At 50.1% G+C, this 18,534-nt stretch carries 17 protein-coding genes; 4 read left to right on the forward strand and 13 right to left on the reverse strand.

What is annotated here, in order from left to right; genetic code table 11:
• Positions 1–68 precede the first annotated feature (68 nt).
• Positions 69–1,136, reverse strand: a complete 1,068-nt coding sequence (locus tag ACQ6WK_RS15105) for a class I fructose-bisphosphate aldolase (RefSeq protein ID WP_432798220.1) — start codon at positions 1,134–1,136, stop codon at positions 69–71.
• A 200-nt stretch (positions 1,137–1,336) separates the two neighbouring features.
• Here ACQ6WK_RS15105 and ACQ6WK_RS15110 point away from each other — a divergent pair, with 200 nt between their 5' ends.
• The gene (locus ACQ6WK_RS15110) at positions 1,337–1,918 is read left to right on the forward strand and encodes a histidine phosphatase family protein (protein ID WP_432800410.1); all 582 of its coding nucleotides are present in this window, start codon (positions 1,337–1,339) and stop codon (positions 1,916–1,918) included.
• Positions 1,919–1,960: 42 nt separating this feature from the next.
• Here ACQ6WK_RS15110 and thpR read toward each other — a convergent pair whose 3' ends face one another.
• The 4 genes from thpR to ACQ6WK_RS15130 form a co-directional block, all read right to left on the reverse strand.
• A complete protein-coding gene (gene thpR, locus ACQ6WK_RS15115) occupies positions 1,961–2,584 on the reverse strand; it encodes an RNA 2',3'-cyclic phosphodiesterase (protein WP_432798221.1) in 624 nt (207 codons plus the stop codon).
• A gap of 11 nt (positions 2,585–2,595) precedes the next feature.
• Positions 2,596–2,904, reverse strand: coding sequence for a putative quinol monooxygenase (locus ACQ6WK_RS15120; RefSeq protein WP_432798222.1), 309 nt, complete (start codon positions 2,902–2,904; stop codon positions 2,596–2,598).
• A gap of 84 nt (positions 2,905–2,988) precedes the next feature.
• On the reverse strand, positions 2,989–3,312 hold the full coding sequence (locus ACQ6WK_RS15125) for a putative quinol monooxygenase (protein WP_432798223.1): 324 nt from the start codon (positions 3,310–3,312) through the stop codon (positions 2,989–2,991).
• Positions 3,313–4,243: 931 nt separating this feature from the next.
• The gene (locus tag ACQ6WK_RS15130) at positions 4,244–4,723 is read right to left on the reverse strand and encodes a division/cell wall cluster transcriptional repressor MraZ (RefSeq protein ID WP_432798224.1); all 480 of its coding nucleotides are present in this window, start codon (positions 4,721–4,723) and stop codon (positions 4,244–4,246) included.
• A 453-nt stretch (positions 4,724–5,176) separates the two neighbouring features.
• Here ACQ6WK_RS15130 and ACQ6WK_RS15135 point away from each other — a divergent pair, with 453 nt between their 5' ends.
• Entirely contained in the window at positions 5,177–6,814 is a 1,638-nt protein-coding gene (locus ACQ6WK_RS15135; protein WP_432798225.1) for a sensor histidine kinase, read from the forward strand.
• A gap of 212 nt (positions 6,815–7,026) precedes the next feature.
• Complete coding sequence (locus tag ACQ6WK_RS15140; RefSeq protein ID WP_432798226.1) at positions 7,027–8,046, forward strand: diguanylate cyclase; 1,020 nt, start codon at positions 7,027–7,029, stop codon at positions 8,044–8,046.
• Here the strand turns inward: ACQ6WK_RS15140 and lgt are convergent.
• Together lgt and rnr are read right to left on the reverse strand one after the other, a co-directional pair.
• Positions 8,043–9,101 (reverse strand): prolipoprotein diacylglyceryl transferase, encoded by a 1,059-nt coding sequence (gene lgt, locus ACQ6WK_RS15145; RefSeq protein ID WP_432798227.1) that lies wholly within the window; start codon positions 9,099–9,101, stop codon positions 8,043–8,045. The genes ACQ6WK_RS15140 and lgt overlap by 4 nt on opposite strands.
• A 55-nt stretch (positions 9,102–9,156) precedes the next feature.
• Positions 9,157–11,559, reverse strand: coding sequence for a ribonuclease R (gene rnr, locus ACQ6WK_RS15150; protein ID WP_432798228.1), 2,403 nt, complete (start codon positions 11,557–11,559; stop codon positions 9,157–9,159).
• Positions 11,560–11,734: 175 nt separating this feature from the next.
• Between rnr and ACQ6WK_RS15155 the strand changes: the two genes are divergently transcribed.
• Positions 11,735–12,151: a YlbF family regulator gene (locus ACQ6WK_RS15155; protein WP_432798229.1), complete on the forward strand. Its 417-nt coding sequence runs from the start codon at positions 11,735–11,737 to the stop codon at positions 12,149–12,151.
• 79 nt (positions 12,152–12,230) lie between these two features.
• On the opposite strand, the gene ACQ6WK_RS15160 is transcribed toward ACQ6WK_RS15155, so the two are convergent.
• From ACQ6WK_RS15160 to ACQ6WK_RS15185, 6 genes are all read right to left on the reverse strand, one after another.
• On the reverse strand, positions 12,231–13,079 hold the full coding sequence (locus tag ACQ6WK_RS15160; protein WP_432798230.1) for a sulfite exporter TauE/SafE family protein: 849 nt from the start codon (positions 13,077–13,079) through the stop codon (positions 12,231–12,233).
• A gap of 108 nt (positions 13,080–13,187) precedes the next feature.
• A complete protein-coding gene (locus tag ACQ6WK_RS15165; protein WP_432798231.1) occupies positions 13,188–14,684 on the reverse strand; it encodes a succinate CoA transferase in 1,497 nt (498 codons plus the stop codon).
• 115 nt (positions 14,685–14,799) lie between these two features.
• Positions 14,800–15,585, reverse strand: a complete 786-nt coding sequence (locus tag ACQ6WK_RS15170) for a biotin--[acetyl-CoA-carboxylase] ligase (protein ID WP_432798232.1) — start codon at positions 15,583–15,585, stop codon at positions 14,800–14,802.
• Positions 15,586–15,792: 207 nt separating this feature from the next.
• Positions 15,793–17,439: a sodium ion-translocating decarboxylase subunit beta gene (locus ACQ6WK_RS15175; RefSeq protein ID WP_432798233.1), complete on the reverse strand. Its 1,647-nt coding sequence runs from the start codon at positions 17,437–17,439 to the stop codon at positions 15,793–15,795.
• 135 nt (positions 17,440–17,574) lie between these two features.
• A complete protein-coding gene (locus tag ACQ6WK_RS15180; RefSeq protein WP_432798234.1) occupies positions 17,575–17,955 on the reverse strand; it encodes a biotin/lipoyl-containing protein in 381 nt (126 codons plus the stop codon).
• A gap of 160 nt (positions 17,956–18,115) precedes the next feature.
• Positions 18,116–18,478, reverse strand: a complete 363-nt coding sequence (locus ACQ6WK_RS15185) for an OadG family protein (protein ID WP_432798235.1) — start codon at positions 18,476–18,478, stop codon at positions 18,116–18,118.
• Positions 18,479–18,534: the final 56 nt, after the last annotated feature.

Consider the following 18,534-nt stretch of genomic DNA (forward strand, 5'->3'; position numbering starts at 1 on the left):
CAATGGGTTCTTTTTTCGCCCTGCACACACAGTTAATGCAAGCCGCTTCACTTGTGCCTATTCATCGCTTAGGCGACGGTTATCTCCGTATCCAAATACACGTCCTGAATCGTATTGAGCAGTTCTACCCCATCTTTCATCGGCCGTTGAAACGCTTTCCGCCCCGAAATCAATCCCATTCCCCCTGCCCGCTTATTGATCACCGCGGTATGCACCGCTTCCGCTAAATCGCTATCCCCCTTCGATGCACCGCCTGAATTAATCAATGGTGAACGCCCCATATAACAATTCGCAACCTGATAACGTGTCAGTTCAATAGGATGATCTGCTGGCGTTAACTCGGTGTAGATACGTTCATCGGTTTTACCAAAACCGATTGCTTTATACCCACCGTTATTCGTCGGTAACTTCTGCTTGATAATGTCAGCTTCAATCGTCACACCCAAGTGATTCGCCTGCCCAGTCAAGTCCGCGGCTGCATGGTAGTCTATATTGTCTTTTTTAAATCCATCATTCCGCAAGTAACACCAAAGCACCGTCACCATGCCTAACTCATGTGCCCGACGAAATGCTTCACTCACCTCCATGATCTGTCGATCCGAACCCTCAGAGCCAAAGTAGATCGTCGCACCTACAGCCGTCGCACCAAGATCATATGCTTGCCCAACTGATGCAAACATGATCTGATCAAAATGATTCGGATATGTCAGCAGTTCATTGTGATTCAGCTTCACAAGGAAAGGGATCTTATGAGCATATAGGCGGGACACACTGCCCAACACACCTAGGGTGGTCGCAACGGCATTGCAGCCGCCTTCGATCGCGAGCTTCACGATATTCTCCGGATCAAAATAGATCGGGTTCGATGCAAATGAGGCACCCGCCGAGTGTTCAATTCCTTGATCGACCGGTAAAATCGATACATATCCTGTTCCAGCAAGACGACCATGATTCAAGATTGCCTGATAATTCCGCATGACCTGCGGCGAACGATCTGTATGCGCTACAACACGATCCACAAAAGCTGGTCCCGGCAGATGCAATTCATCTTTATTGATCCCCTTCGCCTGATAACCAAGCAGTTCTGCCGCCTGATCGCCAAGCAATGAAACAATCCTCGCGTGTGCATCCGCCATGTTGATCGCCTTTCATTTACAATCAATCTAATGCATGATTAGACATAATCTGCAACCGCGCTCATGGCTCACAACACTGTATGCCTCACTCATCGGCGCTTCCAATGCCCCCCATCACACCACACTCGCAAGCCCTGACCGTCATGCGTAATAACACGGCATCCCCAAAGCCATACAGCACACCCGCCGATGGGAGGGGTATGGCGAATAATTACAGCCAACGTGTTTATCTCGTACGGCATGGTCAGACTGAATGGTCCCTGTCCGGTAAACATACAGGCAAGAGTGATATCCCCCTTACCGATGCTGGCCGTAAAAATGCCGCGAAATTGCATCCTGTTCTAGCACATTTGAATTTTGAAATGGTGCTATGCTCCCCGCTTTCTCGTGCCAGAGAAACCGCCAAACTCGCCGGCTTTGAAGAAGCGATCACCGAACCCAATCTCATCGAATGGGACTATGGCGAGTACGACGGTGTAACCACTGCGGAGATTAGAAAAACCATCCCCGGCTGGACTGTTTTCACACACGCTTGTCCAGATGGCGAAACCACCGATCAGGTTGGCCATCGTGTTGATCAAGTCATTGAAAAAGTGCGCCATTGCCGCGGCGATGCGATCCTCTTCGCACACGGACATGTGCTTCGCGTGCTTTGTTCGCGCTGGCTCAACTTGCCGCCCACTGATGGGAAACATTTTGTTTTAGGTACCGCAAGTCTCAATGTCCTCGGCTACGAACATGAAACCCCAGTCATTCAGATCTGGAACGAGCACATTCACTAACTCCGGACGTACATAACCACAAACATATACTGCCGCACGTTATCACGTCTGCGGAGGCTTCGGAAAATGTGTGAGTTCAACTTCATGTTGCGTGTTATAAAAAGCACCGTCACCGGTAAGCGTTGACGCGATCAACTCAATGCGATCCGCTCGCACAGCGCCTAACGCTTGCTCTGGTTCAGATTCAATCCGCTGATTGGTTTTTTCAATAATCTTCTCAATTTTCAATGCCGCCTTCTCCTGATCCTTCACACGACATAACGTGACATGCGGCACCACATTCCGATCTAACCGCGGAATCGATGGTGACATCTCCTCTAAAGCAGCATTAATCTTCTCACTCACCTCTGTCACAAAGCGTTCTGAATCTTCATCAATCTTTACAAACACCACACGGGGTGGATGCCGTTTCGTACTTGGAAAACGTGCTACTGAGGTTAGCTTGATCGTTCGTGCTTCGAACCCATATTCTTCCTGCAACTCGTCCAGCACTTCGGCAATCGGTTCAATCGTCGTACGTGGCACCTCTCCAATAAACCTCAATGTCAAATGCAGATTCTCTAATGAAGTCAGCTTTACGAATGAACCCAATGCTGCCAATTCCTCATAGGCATCGCATGCCGGCTCTGGCAATTCAATTGGAATGGCAATAAACAAACGAATCATTCAGATCAATCCTATTGTTCGACCTTCTGCATCTGCAGTAACTCAAAATCTGCCACCACATCATTTGCCTCGGTAAACGCACGGTATGCTTTTAAATGCGGCGTCTCCATGTGTGCTTCCCACTCAGGTTTGCTTGCCCATGTCTCATAAAACAAAAACACGCATGGATCCTCATTTGACTGATGGCAATCATATAGTAAGCAGCCCGGATCTTTACGAGACGGCTCAAGCAACTTAAGTAGCTCAGGTTTAATCACATCGGCCTGTCCGGGCTTGGCGACCACTTTGGCAATAATGGTTAACAGTGTTGATTCTGACATCAAAATATCTCCTTGTGTATTCTCTCAAGTCATCAGAAAGTATACGCGGAAGAGGATATTTTTGTTTCAGATAAGCCGCTGCTATCAAGAAGCGTCATCTAAATCTGCTGCGGTCGCTTCCATAATTTCAATCTCAACCGCCACATCTTCGAGAAAACGTAAAAACGCGATCAGGTGATCTGTTTCTAAATGCGTATCCCAATCCTTTTCGGTCGCCCACATGTGATAAATGATAAATGCATCAGGTGTATCGATAGATTTATACAGCTCAAAGTGTTTACAACCCGGCTCTTGCCGCGAGAGATTGGCCACACGCAAAAACTGCTCAAGGAAATCATCGTAGTGATCGGGCTTCAACACATAACGTGTAAAACCGTTCACGACCTGCTTCTTCTTTTTTTTCTTCATGGGATCGCCATCCTGAATAACTATAGTATGCCTGCGATCGGATGGCTTGGGAGGAGAGGAGATCGCAAATCGAGTCATAGCAACATCGCCGCATGGCACGGCGCTATTCATCGTATCGGGCCAGTTCATGAATCTGGTTGAAGATTGATCAAAGCGAGCTAAACAAATAAACACGCAAATCACAGAACACTCATCATGCCTTCACGCTCAAGATATAAAAAAACCATGCCACCGGTAGGGAGTCCGTATGGCATGGCGGAGGAGAAAGATCAATGTTGTCGTGCCCGTGAATCATCTCACTGAGCTGTTTGACTGTTTGCCAGCATCGTCCTGGCCTACCCATTATACGTTGCCGGGGTTGCGATGGTTCTGAGCGGCGATTTTATCAGCCTTAACCTCATACCATTTTAAACCACTGCTTACCTATTTTGAACAGTCGTATAGAAGTTTCTTTCGCCAATATTGGGAGAAAGTCTTCAATTTTTTATCGGCTAACCCCCCAAACGACCCCGCAAAGACGCTGGCGCGACTTTATGGATGAATATATGTGACACAAATGGGACAAAGAAAGGCCACTTGTGATGAAATTAAAAAAGTCAGCGAAGGGCCGAGGCCGGGCAACGTGCCAGAATTAGCTATCTAAACGCTTGGGCGTCCGATCACTGATGCGACTGACTGGCCAACGATGTCGTTCGTCCGTGAAGCGACCTGTTTGCCGCGCTGTGGTCCCTGACTTCGGTGAAGAGTCCGTTCCACCTTCGCTGAGCAATTTGCGTAAACCAAATGCGTCCGAGCATTGGGCTTATGTTTTTGCTTCCGAATCTAGCTATCCGTAGCAAGATAATCGGTATGTCTGCAAGCCGATCCTTGGCAAGCAGCACTAAGGTCGCCTCGTCCGTGAGGCAAGATATGCTTGTTTTAAAGGGTGAATCTATCGTCGCATCATGCGGCGAGGATTACGCAGCAGCCCTGGATTCTCCTTAAGCCGCTGGGCGATGTAGTCTTTCCAAGTCTTTCTGTCGCGAATTTGGAGGTGATCCTTCACACCCAAAAGCACAACATCCGTTCCAAGACCTGACTCAGCGAGTACACTCTCTGGCAATCTGATTCGTCCCTGTTTGTCAATCTCGACGCGGCTGGCCATGGAGTAAAACATTTCTTCGTAGTCCAGGATCTCGTCGGCGTCTTGCTCTGACTGATCCAACTCAGCGGCACGTCTATCAAAGTATGCTTCGGTGTAAATGCTCAGACTCGGGCCACCCGGACCGGCTTCGCCCGGTGTGATGTACAACGCAACCGAATTGCCCTCGCCGGCACCGACAGATCGAAGGATCTGATTTCGGATTGTTGCCGGGATTGCCAGGCGGTTTTTTGCATCGATCGTGTGCTCGTAGGTGCCTGTGAATACCAAACCATTTATCTTTCACATACTTGTGATACGTGGGATATTACCCCACCTTCCCCCACACAGCAACACTTTTTGGGACATCGGCACAAGCTTTTTTCAAGTTTAGTAAAGATGCTTACCGATTGATCGCAGTTCGCCCTCAGGCCACTAGCACAAGCAATTCATATAAACGCTGATATCAATTGATTTAATCACATTGAGACTATCTCTAAGCGTGAGCACCTATCGTGTTCTGAAAACCATACAACTCATACAGTTAAATAAAAAAGACTTATCGGACCTGCACTATGCCCAAAGTATCGTGGAAAACCTGTCAATTACTGGACCTAAACACAAGCGCCGACTCTGTCATCAATCCACACAAGCCAACAACCAATTACTCAGTATGCACCATACTCACTGCTAGCGAATTGAAGTCATGCAATGATCTTCCCGATGCTCAAAGTGGAGTTAAAGATGAGCATGCGCGTACTGGAAGATGAAAGACAAACCGCCGAAGGCTCCACGTCTCAGCAAGGCCCGATCCCTTGCACGCGATCGCTTTATCGTCGCATCCTGCTCTGGACCCTGATCCTGATCATTATGCCGACGCTGACATGCGCGATCTGGTTGAACTGGATTGCGCGCAGCGAGATGGAACACAACGTCGTCTTGGGCGCAGATCGGCTTACGCAAACTGCTGCGGTTTCACTCGAAGGTGAACTCACTTATGGCTGGTCTGATCATGGCGATCGCATTGTTATGGGCCTCCTCACTGACCCTCGAGTTGCCGCAGTTATTGTCGAAAAACCAGACGGTAGATTGATACGAAATCGCACAACCAATCCACATGTATGGGCAGCGTTAAGCTACCAACCCATCATCAAATCCATCAGCCAATCAATTGAGGAAACACGCCCACTGTCCATGCCAGACGGCGGTATGCTCGTGGTACGTAAACATCCGATCTGGAGTACAAACTCTGGCCGAACCACGCGCAAACTTGAAGGCTATATCACGCTTGCAGTAAATGAGCATCATTTGCCTGAAGTGATGGATCATATGCAGCTTGCACAGCTCACCGCAGCAGCGATGGTTTGCCTGCTGATGATGCCACTTGTAATGCTGGCAACAAATTGGTGGATAAGACCACTTCGTCAACTCATGCAGGCCACTGCACAACTTGCACGTGGCGAAAAACCTGAAAAGATACAAACTACCACACGAGATGAACTTGCGGTCCTCGGTGCGGCATTCAATGGCATGTCTGATCGTCTCTTTGAAACAAGACAACAACTTGAAAACGCGAACGAGGACCTTGAAAACAAGGTGATTCAGCGCACCGCCGAACTTGAGCGACTTAATGATCGGCTACAAGATGAAATCGATGATAAGAACGAATTTTTACGAGCGGTAACCCATGACCTTAACGCGCCCGTCCGTAATATTACTGGTATGGCGCAGATGCTGCTTATGAAACACAAAACAGATTTGGCTGACGATGCGCTAAATAAAATCGAACGCATCACTGCCAACGCCAAGCTACAATCCGAACTCATCAGCGATTTACTTGAACTGTCACAGATCAGAACTAAGCCCGGCAAGAACGTGCAAGTCGACATAAGTAAACTCGTCGATGAGATCGCGCAATCGCTTTCATTCGATCTTGAACAGGCGGACATTACTCTTAAGGTGCAGCCTCAGTTGCCAGTGATCAATGCGGACCGCAATCGCATCCGGCAGGTTTTTCAAAATCTGCTCGACAACGCCGTGAAGTACATGTTAGATTCGGAGGAACGCAGCATTGCCGTTACCTGCGATCATGAAGATGATCAATACCATTTCCGTATCGCGGATACGGGTTGTGGCATCAGCGACAAAGATCTCAAGAAAGTGTTTCAAGTTTTCTCACGAGCAGCTTATTCCAATTCACATCATGTGGCAGGTAAAGGCGTTGGTCTCGCTTCGGTCAAATCCATTCTTGAAAATCACCACGGGCGCATCTGGGTTGAATCCGTACTTGGTAAAGGATCGACTTTTCACTTCACATTGCCTTGCGATATTGCAGATAACAATCGATTGTCCTTACATCATGGCTTAAAGCTAACGCAATGATCTATCTTTCATTGCCCAATTGCTACAGAACGAACAACCCGCATATTCTCGGACATGTACTGAAAAAGTGCTTCGCCTCCTTTGGTCCTGATGAATCGCCTGAAACAACAAGCCGATAAGTCAAATGTTGATCAAGCTTCGGTGAATGGATGGATCATGGCGCGCATCCAGAACACCGAGCGCAGCTTTAAGGATGAAAGGCTCAACATCATATGGAGGGAGCGACCCCACGCATTCTCTTGGTCGAAGACGACCCGGATACCTCGCTTCTCATACAAGAGACGTTACAGGATCACTTTGGTGAACCATGCGTCACGGTCTATCCAACGGTTGAATCCTCTCAAGAGGCAGACCTCACACAAGTTGATCTTGTGCTGTCAGATATGAACTTGCCTGATGGGTCTGGGCTTGAAGTACTAGAACACTACCTTGCGAAACGTAAAGATATCCCTGTGGTATTAGTGACTGCAGAAGGCATTCTTGAAAACGCCATCAAAGCTGTCCGCATGGGCGCTTACGACTACATCATGAAAACCGGCGACTATTTGTTCGCACTGCCTGTGGTCGTTGAAAAGAACCTTGAGATCTGGCGAACTAAAACTGAAAACCAACATCTTCAAAGCAGACTTGAAGCAACCCTTGGCGAATTACGCTTAAAAAACAATGAGCTTCAAGTGATGGTCAACAAACTTGAAAATATCGCAGCAACTGATCCGCTGACTGGTCTTGCAAATCGCCGCGCGTTTGGACGTGCGTTAAACCGATACTTCGCCAATGCGATACGTAACGAGGAAGATATCGCTTGTCTAATGATCGATCTCGACGGTTTTAAAGCACTCAACGATACATTGGGCCATCCTACAGGCGATCGTATGTTACAACTCACCGCACGTGTGCTTGAACGATTTGTCCGTAAATCAGATATTGCTGGCCGATTTGGTGGTGATGAATTTGTGTTGTTATTGCCAAATACCGATCAATTCACCGCACATCAGGTCGCTCAGCGCATCAAAGAAACCTTTGAAGAGGAAGTGGCACACGTACTCGATGGAGAACAATTCTGCGTTCGGCTTTCGATGAGTCTCGGGCTCACCACACTAGAAAAATGTGAAGCCAAAACACCGCAGCAACTCATCAGTTTTGCCGACCAGGCACTTTATACCGCTAAAAAAGCAGGTAAAACACAAATTGTAGTTTACAACCCCGAGCAGCAATTCAAATCCGCGGTTTAATCTTTTGCCGGTTTTTTAATCTTATCTTCAACCATCGCTTGACCATTGGAAGCCGTTTTCAGCCAGCCACCAAGTGGCTCTGTTTTACGCAAACTGCACCAAATAATACCGACAACGCCAACGATGATGACTGGCACCGTCAACCATTGCCCGCGCGTCAAACCCAACGCCTGGTACCCAATAAAATCGTCTGGCTCACGGAAGAACTCTGCAACAATGCGGAAGAAGCCGTAGCCTACCAAGAAACTGAACATGATCGTACCAGGCTTGCGCGGTTTCATATAAATGATCATAACAATGATGAATAAGCTTAAGCCTTCAAGCAGCGCCTGATAAATCTGTGATGGGTGGCGCAATGTAATCATCGGCGCGATCAAATCAATGATGGTTTGGTTGTGCTGCTGCACTTGCTGAAGGATCATGTCCGGCGTCCACTCCGGCGCGTAGTAACCAAAATCAGACGGGGCGGGCAATTGCCGAACCACCTCAAGATATTTTTCATGATCGCTGTAGTACCAGTCCGCAAGTTCTTGCGGAAACTTTACGCCAAGCGGGAAGTTGGTATCTACAACAGGCCGACCGTAAAGCTCACCATTGATAAAATTCGCGATACGCCCAAAGAATAATCCAAGCGGTGCGGCAACCGCGATTAGATCAACCGTGAACAGGTATTGAATCTTGTTTTTTCTAGCAAAGAGCCAACACGCAACAAGCACACCAATGATGCCGCCATGCGAGGCCATACCGCCTTGATTGATCGCAAGTAGCGACCAAAATGGGAACTGACCAGTAAACTCAACCAAATATTCTGGTTTATAGAAGATACAGTAGCCAAGCCGACCACCAATAAGCGTGCCGAACGCGACATAAAGAATAAGATCACCAACTTTATCCGGTGCGAGATTTGATCTACCAACACGGCAAATTCGCCGCACCATCAGGAATGCAAAGAGGAAGCCCATGAGGTAGGACAAGCCATACCAACGAATCGGCCCAATAGCGAAAGGATTGATCTGGTGAACGTAGACGGCCAAACTATTCAACCACGATGACATATTGCGGCAACCTTTCTATCTCATGCATAGGGCGAAGCATGATGTAGCACTAGCATCATCGGCCTTTACGGCGAGCGGACTTGGCTTTCGATTTAAACTTCGTCTTTCTGCCGGATGTAGATTTCTTCTTGCTAGACTTCTTGCTGTTCTTGTGGTGTTTCTTCGGCGCTTTCTCTCGGCGGTCGGAGGCATGCTTCTTGTGACTGGGCTTGCCATTCTTATTGGCTTTGCCGTTTCCGGTTTCGACCACAACAAGATCCATCTGTCTGCGGGCGAGATCAATCTTTGCGATTCGAACAGTGAACCGGTCGCCAATCGCGATCGCCTTACCGCTACGCTGCGCAACAAGCGCACCAGTATTAGCATTGAGCTTCCAATGCTCCCCGGAAGGCGGGAGTTCGGCAACACGGATGAAGCCATCAATAAGAAAGCGATCGAGCTGGACATAAATACCAGCACCGGTAACACCTGTAACGGTGCCGCCGAAATCGTCACCAAGATGATTGCTGAGCAGTTCGAGGACAAGGTAAGTCCGTAGTTCTTTTTCTGCAGACTCGCTATTACGTTCAGTGTTAGAGCAATGACGCGATAGTTCGATCATCTTGTCTTCGTTGGGAACGCGCGTGTCTTTGGCTGTAGCTTTGGCGATCTTCTTTTTGTCTTTGTTGTTGATTCGGTTGCTATCGGCGGCATCAATAATCGCGTCGATCCCGCGATGTACAACAAAGTCGGGGTAACGACGGATGGGGGAAGTAAAATGTGTGTAGTGCTGACTGGCAAGCGCGAAGTGCCCAATAAGTTTCGGCGAATATTCGGCTTTACTGAGCGTTTTAAGTACAGCAAGATGTACGGCATGCTGCGCGGCTTTACCGCGAACAGACTCGAGCAACTCCTGAAGTTGATGGCGATCAGGCCGCGACGGAATGTTGTAACCAGCAACACGTGCGAAGCTACGAAGTTCATCTACGTCATAAGCATCGGGATCGGGGTGGATACGCCGGACCATGGGAATGGTCAGACCGCTGAAAAGCCGCGCCGCGGCCTCGTTGGCTTCGACCATGAACATTTCGATGATGGTGTGTGTGAAAGCATCATCTTCAGGTACAGCGTCGACCACGCGACCTGAGTCGTCGAATACGAGTTCACAGTCAGGTAGCCCGAGAACAATCATTCCTTGCTTCATGCGCCGAGCGCGGATGATGCGCGCAAGCTCGTCCATACGTTTCACGCATGCAATAAGCTGGCTGGAATAATCTGCGGTTGTTTTGGTGTGCTTGTGCGCTTCACGGATATCGTCGTCGATAAGTGCTTGTGCTTCTAGGTAAGTAAGACGTTTTTGTGAACGTATGACAGTGCGTGCGAAGCGTTCAGAGATAACATGGCCGGTCGCATCAAGGCGGATGAAACAAGATTTGGCGAAACGGTTGACGCCTTCCTGCAATGAACAAACACCGTTGGAAAGAAGCTCAGGCAGCATGGGGATGACTTTACGCGGAAGATAGGTACTGTTGCCGCGTTTGAAGGCTTCTTGATCGAGTGCGCTGCCGGGCTGGACAAAGTGCGCAACATCGGCGATATGCACACCAAGCTCCCAAACAGCGCCGTCACTTTCGGGCGCATCAAACTTGGTGATACTGATGGCATCGTCGTAATCTTTGGCATCGGGAGGATCGATGGTACAGATGAAAGTTTCGGTGAGATCTTCACGGTCGGTGGGAATATCGCCGCTAAGTTTTTTGGAAGCTTCGCGGGCTTGCTCGACGACTTCACTAGGGAAATCTTCGGCAAGACTATAAGCGCGAATCACCGCAGCGGTTTCAACATCAGGTTCACCTGCTTCACCAAGCACATCGGTAATAACACCTTCGGGAATAGTTCCGAAGTCATCTGGATATTTGACGAGTTCAATAGCGACCTTGTCGCCGACTTTAGCGTTTTTATTGCCGGGATCGTGAATGATGACCGGCTCGTGCAAGGCGCGACCGTCAACAGTGACGATCCAATGCTTGCCACGTTTGGAAAGCGTGCCAACGAAACTGCTCGAACCACGCTCGATGATGTCGACGATACGACCGATGTAAGGCGATTTGCCTGTGGCGGCCCGCCTCTTTTGCGTCATAACTTTGGCACGGACATGATCACCAGTCATGGCATCACCCACATTGCCTGGTGGGATGAAAAGATCACCGTGCGCGGTGAGTTCGTCGGGAATGACGAAACCGAAACCACGTTCATGGCGGCGGAACTTGCCGATCATTTCTTTGCCGGGTGGCGGAAGTGTGACTGATTCGGAATGCGACAGGATTACCTGCCCTTCCTGAAGCAGCTCTTCGGCTGCCTGGCGAAATGCGGAAACTTCATCTTCTGCAACGCCAAGTGCGTCTGCCAGATCACGGATGGATTGTGGCTCGTATCGGTGATCCGATATGTAGTCGAGAATTTTGTCTTGATACATCATTTGCGTTTTCTTTCTGGTGCGGTATGCGGCGGGAAGTGTCCCGGTTTACATATTGTCGATATTGTGGTTATTGTAACGTGAGGATGGGGTGGTGGATCAGGGAAGGTTGCGGCTGACTTTGTGTGCGGCTGCATGAATGATATCGGAATTTCATGGCTCCTAGCAGGAATTGAACATGGATACAACGCAACAAATCCTAGATGAAGCTCGGAAACTGGGCAAACTGATCAAAGAACAAGATGCGGCCAAGAAGCTGGACCAAGCGATTGAGGCGCTCAAAGGCGATCAGGACGCGCAGCGGGTTTTGAATGACTATAACCGTCTTGCGGCACAGATCGCAGAGAAGGAACAGGCGAACAAGCCGATCGAAGTAGAAGAAAAATATCAGATGCAAGAACTGCATAAAAGCGTGATCATGAACAAGGTGTTGCAAGACTTTCAGGTCGCACAGATGGATTATGCGGATTTGATGCGGAAGGTAGATGAGGCGATGTCAGGTGGAATTGCACCAGGGGCTGGCGGAAGTGCTGATGGCAAAAAAAATAGTTCTGGAGAAACTTCCGGCGGGGACGAGTCGCCGATTATTCAGTAATCCGGAGATATTAGGGGATTGAAATTAAGTCATGAACCGGCAAAATGTTGCCGGTTTTTTTTGATGCACATTTTGTGTGTTATTTAGAAAGCGGCATGGCGAGTAGTACATGATGGGTCCATTTGAGAAGCGGGAGCCCTATGCTGATCGCGCCTAACAAAACGAGTAATCCGTATGCGGCAAGACGAAGACGATCGGTGCCGAGTGCGTGACCGGCTTTGTTACCAAGACGTGTACCAAGAAGTGTGATAGGGAACATGATCACACCAATGAAGACGGCGTGCACAATCTCATGGCCAAAGACATACCAAAGCAAAAGAATAAGTGGAACGACATCGGAAAGAAATACGACCCAGATAGTGGTGCGGATTCGGTGCAGATCCCACTTATGCGCCATGACATATAGAACCATGGGCGGAGAACCCATGCCAATGAAACCTTCGAGGCAACCGCTGCTGAAACCGGCACCTAATCCCCAAGCAATATTTAAATGTTCACGAGGTTTAAATTTGAAAAACCACTGTGTGAAGACTGCAAGAATGACCATGGATCCAACAACCATCTTAGCTATACCGGGTTGCGAATCTTCCAGAAAAAGCAGCGCAGCCACGCCAAATGGCAAACCGATCAGATGTAGGATTAGGATCGGTAACACAGTTGGCCAATGAATATGTTGCCTGTAAATATAGCAACTAAACGTATTCACGAAAAGCATACTAAGGAGCATAATGGCAATTGCAGCCGGAAGTGGTATGCCACCCAAAACGAGCAAAGGAATAGATACAAGTCCGAGCCCAAAACCTGTCGCACCTTGCGTGAAGGAACCTAAAAGCAAGACAAAACCAATCCAGATTATACTTGTTAAAGTCAGCATGGATTTGTTATTTACAGTAAAGCGAACTGATGACAAACGATTGATTATAGACATGATTATCCTTGTGGCAGCATACGCATAAGTGTGTATGTGCGAAATTACCTATAAAAAAAGCCATCACATGAAGTGATGGCTTGTGTGGTTATTATCTGGAACGTGATCTTATTCGGGAAGCATCTCACCGGACTCGATAAAATTACGATGCATTTCGAAGCACTTGCCAAGGTCGTGATGAAGGTGCCCACCGGGCGATTCTTTGAGGTACTTGCGGAGGTAGTCTTTGTAGCGCGGGTGAGCGCAATTTTCGATGATGGCGTTAGCGCGTTCGATAGGTCCGAGGCCACGAAGGTCTGCGAGGCCTTGCTCGGTAACGAAAACACTGACGGAGTGTTCAGAGTGATCGATATGTGAGGCCATGGGGACGACGGCGGAAATCTTGCCGCCCTTGGCGATGGAGGGTGCAACGAAGATAGAGAGGTAGGCGTTACGGATGAAGTCGCCGGAGCCGCCGATACCGTTCATGAGTTGCGTGCCGCAGATATGTGTGGAGTTCACGTGGCCGTAGATATCAGCTTCGATGGCGGTGTTGATGGCGATCACGCCAAGGCGACGGACAACGCCGGGGTTGTTGGAGAGTTCTTGAGGGCGAAGAACAACACGTGGAGCAAAGAAATCCATGTTGTCGTACATGCGTTTGATCTGCGGATCAGAAAGTGTGAGTGACGTTGTGGAAGCGCCGAGAAGCTTGCCATTCTCCATAAGATCGACGAGTGCGTCTTGGAAAACTTCGGAGTACATGTAGAAGGGCGGGACATCTTCGCTGTTGCCGAGGCCGGCCATGACCGCGTTCGCGACATTGCCCACGCCTGATTGAAGCGGGAGGAATTCTGGCGGGATGCGCCCGATCTTGAGCTCGTTGACAAGGAAGTTCACCACGTGCTCAGCAATCTTGTTGCTCACGGCATCAGGCTCGGCAAACGGAGCAACGCCATCGGATTGTTCATGTTCAACCACAGCGACGATCTTGGTCGGGTCGACGTTGGCGAAGGGAGTACCCATCTTTGAGAGCGGGTGGAAGATGGGGATAGGATTACGGTGCGGCGGCTTGGGAAGAATTGCGACGTCGTGCATCTCCGAAAGTCGCGGCGTATGAGCGCGATTGATCTCGATGATAACTTTCTTGGCGTAACGAAGTGCGGCGGCAGAGATGCCGGAGCTCGTGGTGAGATAAACACGACCATCGGGTGTAACGTCGGTGGCTTCAACGATGGCGAAGTCAGGCTGACGGATGAAGCCGAAGGCGAGCATCTGCGGAACATGCGAGAGGTGCATGTCAAGGAATTCTGTTTTCTGTTTGTTGATGCTACCGCGGAGCGCCTTGCTGGATTGGTAGGGAGCGCGCCATGCGATGGCATCGGCGGAAGCAAGCGCTTCGTCGAGATCCTTGCCGGTGGAAGCTCCGGTGAGAACGCTGACTTGGTATTCTTCGCCTTTGTCGTGTAGCTGCTTGGCACGCTCAGCAAGTGCAGCGGGCACTGCTTTGGCGGCACCTGCAGGGGTAAAGCCGGAGAAAGCAATCATTGAACCGTGAGGAACTAGCTCGGCGGCTTCCTCGGGGGTCATGCGGGAGAATGTTGAACCGTATGTATCACTGACCATCTTGAACCTTCACTTTACGTAAAAAGTGACTTGTTGTGTATGTATTCTCAATGTTCACTATCGGAACATTTGACGCTCTTGTTTGGCCAAAATAGGCGGTTTACACCAACTCGGACTATGCGAGGCGGAGCTTACTGATCTCACCAGAGGTGTGAGGGGTCATGACCCCGTTTGCCTCGATAAGCAGACGACCTTGATCGTCAATGCCCATAAACGTGCCGGTTTGCACCTTGCTGCCTACATCCAGTTCGACCGATTCGTTCAACCATGCCAGTTGTGACTGGATCTTAGCTCGCATCTCGCCAGCGAAACCGTTCTGTTCTAAGCGCTGCATAGACGAAACGATATGCTTGCCACAGAGACTGATAAGCTTGGGCAGATCAATCGGATGACCGATGGCTTCGGCAAGACTGATCGGCGGCTGACGAAGGTCTGATCCTAACGTATGAGTATCAACGTTAGCATTTATGCCCACACCGAGGATCATGGTACATCCGTGAGAATCCGCGCGACCTATACTTGCATTAAGCACTTGTTCGCAGAGTATCCCTGCGATCTTGCGCCCATCCAGCAACAGATCGTTTGGCCATTTAATTTTCAATACAACAGAGGCGTCCAACATCCCCACCTGTTCACCTTGAACCAACTCGGCAATCGCGTTGCCGACCGCAAGCCCAACAACTAAAGGCGACGACTGCATTTTTACGGCGTTGTGCGCCGAAGGCCAAACAAGACTGAGCCAAGCGCCACCCGCCGGCGACTGCCATGCTCTTCCCATTCGGCCGCGGCCCGCGGTTTGCCGGTCTGCGCTGACGAGGATGATCTCGCCGGGCATTTCTTTGGCCAGTTCCGCGGCCCGGGTACTTGTCGAATCAACTTCTTCGTGATGATAAACAAGCATATCTGTTTTCCTCAGGCTGGGCGGCGAAGTTTCACCAGCGACTGTCAGCTTGAGGCTCTATTTACGTTTATGATCCCGCTTGCGTTCTAACACACGATTAAACTTGCGTTAATCATATGTCAGTTTATATGCCACCGTGGTTGCGAAAGACAGTGGACCTTTAAAACACCCGCTTGCTTTTCAGCAAGAGGGTGCGAGTTTTTTTGATTAACCGCCAAGCTTGCTGAGCAAAACACCTGCGGCGACTGCGGAGCCAATCACACCAGCAACGTTAGGTCCCATCGCATGCATGAGCAGGAAGTTTTGTGGGTCTTCTTCTTGGCCAACTTTGTGGACCACACGTGCGGCCATGGGGACGGCGGACACACCAGCAGCACCGATGAGCGGATTGATCTTCTCTTTCAAGAAAACGTTCATGAGCTTGGCAAAAATAAGACCGGCAGCAGTTGCAACACTGAATGCAATGATGCCGAGGACGAAGACGTAGATCGTTTGGAGGGTGAGGAAGTTCGCAGCACTGGTTTTTGCACCGACAGTCACACCAAGCAGGATCGTGACAATGTCGATGAATGTGGTTTGTGCGGTTTTGGCGAGTCGATCGGTGACAAGCGATTCACGCAGAAGGTTGCCGAAGAAGAGCATGCCAAGCAATGCGAGACCGCCGGGAGCGATGAACGCTGTAAGCAGGAACCCGCAGATGGGGAACATGATCTTGACAGTGCGCGAGGCTTCGATTTTCGGCATGGGCATCTTGCGGAGGCGTTCCTCTTTGCTGGTGAGCAACCGCATGATGGGAGGCTGGATGATCGGGACCATGGCCATGTAGGAGTAAGCTGCGAGGGCAACAGCACCAAGCAAATGCGGTGCGAGGGATGAAGCGGTGAAAATAGCAGTTGGTCCGTCAGCACCACCAATAATGCCGATCGCGCCGGATTCTTGCGGAGTGAAACCAAGGAACAATGCACCGAGGAGTGCGCCGAAGATACCGAACTGTGCAGCAGCACCAAGCAGTAGGGTTTTGGGATTACAGAGCATTGGCCCGAAGTCGGTAAGGGCACCGATACCGAGGAAAATCAACGGTGGATAGATGCCTGCAAGACCGACACCTGCAAAGAGCCACCAGAAGACGCCAGCGTTGTGAATGTTCTGTCGGGCTGTAGACCAGACCTGTGGATATTGACTGTTCTTGTCGATCTCTGCGATGAAGATGTATCGGCCCTGTCCGAGGTTGATGATGCCGGGTTTTTCAATTTCGGTTTCGCCGTCAACAGTTTTTGCGATACGATCAGGAAGCGTGCGTTGCGGGAACAGGGCGTGGTCGTTGACCATGATGGCCTTGCCTTGTTCAAGAAGCGTCAGGGCTTTGAGTTTGTTGTTGACGATCTTCTTGGCGGAGGTGAAGTTCATCCCGTTGGATGTCTTCATGATGAGTTGGAAGTATTCTTCGCCAGACTTACTGTGAGAAAGCTCTTCGGGGTCGGCCGCTTCTTCCGCGGCAACGTCGCCATGCTCATCGGCTTTGAGTTCAGCGAGAACCTGACTGTAAGGCACTTCAGAGCCATCAAATTTGATGACGGTTGGATTTTCAACTTCGTAGTAAGCGATGTCGTGTGGGTTCACCGGCCCGTCATAAACACCGACGGAGAGGTCGGCACTGTTGTATGGGATGTTGCCGATGAGAATGCCGAACCCGATGGGGACAAGCAGGAGGGGTTCAAACCCTTTACGGATGGCAAGGAAGATAAACAGGAGGCCGATACCGATCATGACAAGGTTCGGCAACATGCTCATGCCCTGGCCGAAGCCGGACCCTTGCAGGTAGGTTTGAATGGTTTCTGAAATCTGTTCAATCATGCCGAACACTCTATCTTATGGTTAGGCTTAAAATCGCATCATGTGCGGGAGCGCATTGATTCAATGCACGACGCCGAAGCGATAATGATGTAATCACCATCTCACTCGACGTGACGAAGTCAGTGCTAAACCGACTCAGGAGAAGGTAACGAGCACTTGTCCAGCTTGTACAGCATCGCCGGAACTGACTGCGATGGAGGCCACGGTACCCGCTTGCGGGCTGGCTACGACGGATTCCATCTTCATGGCTTCGAGGATGATCAGTGGATCGTTGACGCCAACGGTGTCGCCGACTTTGACTTTGACATCAAGCACGTTGCCTGCGATCGGGGCAGTAGCTTCGCCTGCGCCGCCACCTGTTGGTGCGGGAACAGGGGCTGGTGCGGGGGCTGCGGCGGCTGGTGCCGGAGCAGTTGCGGCAACTGGAGCGGTAGCAACAGGGGCTGCGCCACCCTCATCGAGAACTTCAACATCAACGTCGTACTGTTTACCTTGAACCGTAATGCGTAATTTCATGGACTCGTACCTTGGTTTCACGTGGGTTTGAGTGTTTATGTTGTTCGTGGCCGGGGCGGGCAACAACCTGCCGAGGCAACTTCTCGTCAGCGTGTTCAGCTGACCTCAGTCTCTACTTATATAGATCGTGGCGAGCAACGCGCTCTGTAACTCCGGCAGATTATGCCTTAGGGCGATGGCTGGTCATGATGGAACGGCGCCCTTGCCGTGCCCATGCAGTGCCTTGTTTGTATAGAACATCAACACGACGAATCTTGTGCGAACCCCCAACCACCGCGGCGACCGCGGCACTGATGACGGCCAAAACTTCGGGCTCGATCTCGTCGTTGGATTTTGGTGTGTTAGCTATTGGAGCAGGCGCAGGGACTGCTTTGGGCTTCTCAGCGAGAAACGTGTTGAGCGCTTTGATCGTGATCATGAGAAGGATCAAAGCGGTGAAGACAACGCCCATACCAACGAACATCAAGGTAAGCCCGCCGGTGACCATGTCTTCTGCTGCCAGTGTCATCACTTGACTGAACATAAAGCCATTCCTGCTTTCGTATGCGTTTATTGCTGCAGACACATCGCCGCAGCGTC

Source organism: Poriferisphaera sp. WC338, assembly GCF_050931845.1.
Classification (GTDB): Bacteria; Planctomycetota; Phycisphaerae; order Phycisphaerales; family Phycisphaeraceae; genus Poriferisphaera.

What these genes read in the sequence shown, in the direction of transcription:
- ACQ6WK_RS15105 (WP_432798220.1), bottom strand. Translation starts at nt 1,136, where the DNA reads ATGGCGGATGCACACGCGAGGATTGTTTCATTGCTTGGCGATCAGGCG.
- ACQ6WK_RS15110 (WP_432800410.1), top strand. Translation starts at nt 1,337, where the DNA reads ATGGCGAATAATTACAGCCAACGTGTTTATCTCGTACGGCATGGTCAG.
- thpR (WP_432798221.1), bottom strand. Translation starts at nt 2,584, where the DNA reads ATGATTCGTTTGTTTATTGCCATTCCAATTGAATTGCCAGAGCCGGCA.
- ACQ6WK_RS15120 (WP_432798222.1), bottom strand. Translation starts at nt 2,904, where the DNA reads ATGTCAGAATCAACACTGTTAACCATTATTGCCAAAGTGGTCGCCAAG.
- ACQ6WK_RS15125 (WP_432798223.1), bottom strand. Translation starts at nt 3,312, where the DNA reads ATGAAGAAAAAAAAGAAGAAGCAGGTCGTGAACGGTTTTACACGTTAT.
- ACQ6WK_RS15135 (WP_432798225.1), top strand. Translation starts at nt 5,177, where the DNA reads ATGAGCATGCGCGTACTGGAAGATGAAAGACAAACCGCCGAAGGCTCC.
- ACQ6WK_RS15140 (WP_432798226.1), top strand. Translation starts at nt 7,027, where the DNA reads ATGGAGGGAGCGACCCCACGCATTCTCTTGGTCGAAGACGACCCGGAT.
- lgt (WP_432798227.1), bottom strand. Translation starts at nt 9,101, where the DNA reads ATGTCATCGTGGTTGAATAGTTTGGCCGTCTACGTTCACCAGATCAAT.
- rnr (WP_432798228.1), bottom strand. Translation starts at nt 11,559, where the DNA reads ATGATGTATCAAGACAAAATTCTCGACTACATATCGGATCACCGATAC.
- ACQ6WK_RS15155 (WP_432798229.1), top strand. Translation starts at nt 11,735, where the DNA reads ATGGATACAACGCAACAAATCCTAGATGAAGCTCGGAAACTGGGCAAA.
- ACQ6WK_RS15160 (WP_432798230.1), bottom strand. Translation starts at nt 13,079, where the DNA reads ATGTCTATAATCAATCGTTTGTCATCAGTTCGCTTTACTGTAAATAAC.
- ACQ6WK_RS15165 (WP_432798231.1), bottom strand. Translation starts at nt 14,684, where the DNA reads ATGGTCAGTGATACATACGGTTCAACATTCTCCCGCATGACCCCCGAG.
- ACQ6WK_RS15170 (WP_432798232.1), bottom strand. Translation starts at nt 15,585, where the DNA reads ATGCTTGTTTATCATCACGAAGAAGTTGATTCGACAAGTACCCGGGCC.
- ACQ6WK_RS15175 (WP_432798233.1), bottom strand. Translation starts at nt 17,439, where the DNA reads ATGATTGAACAGATTTCAGAAACCATTCAAACCTACCTGCAAGGGTCC.
- ACQ6WK_RS15180 (WP_432798234.1), bottom strand. Translation starts at nt 17,955, where the DNA reads ATGAAATTACGCATTACGGTTCAAGGTAAACAGTACGACGTTGATGTT.
- ACQ6WK_RS15185 (WP_432798235.1), bottom strand. Translation starts at nt 18,478, where the DNA reads ATGTTCAGTCAAGTGATGACACTGGCAGCAGAAGACATGGTCACCGGC.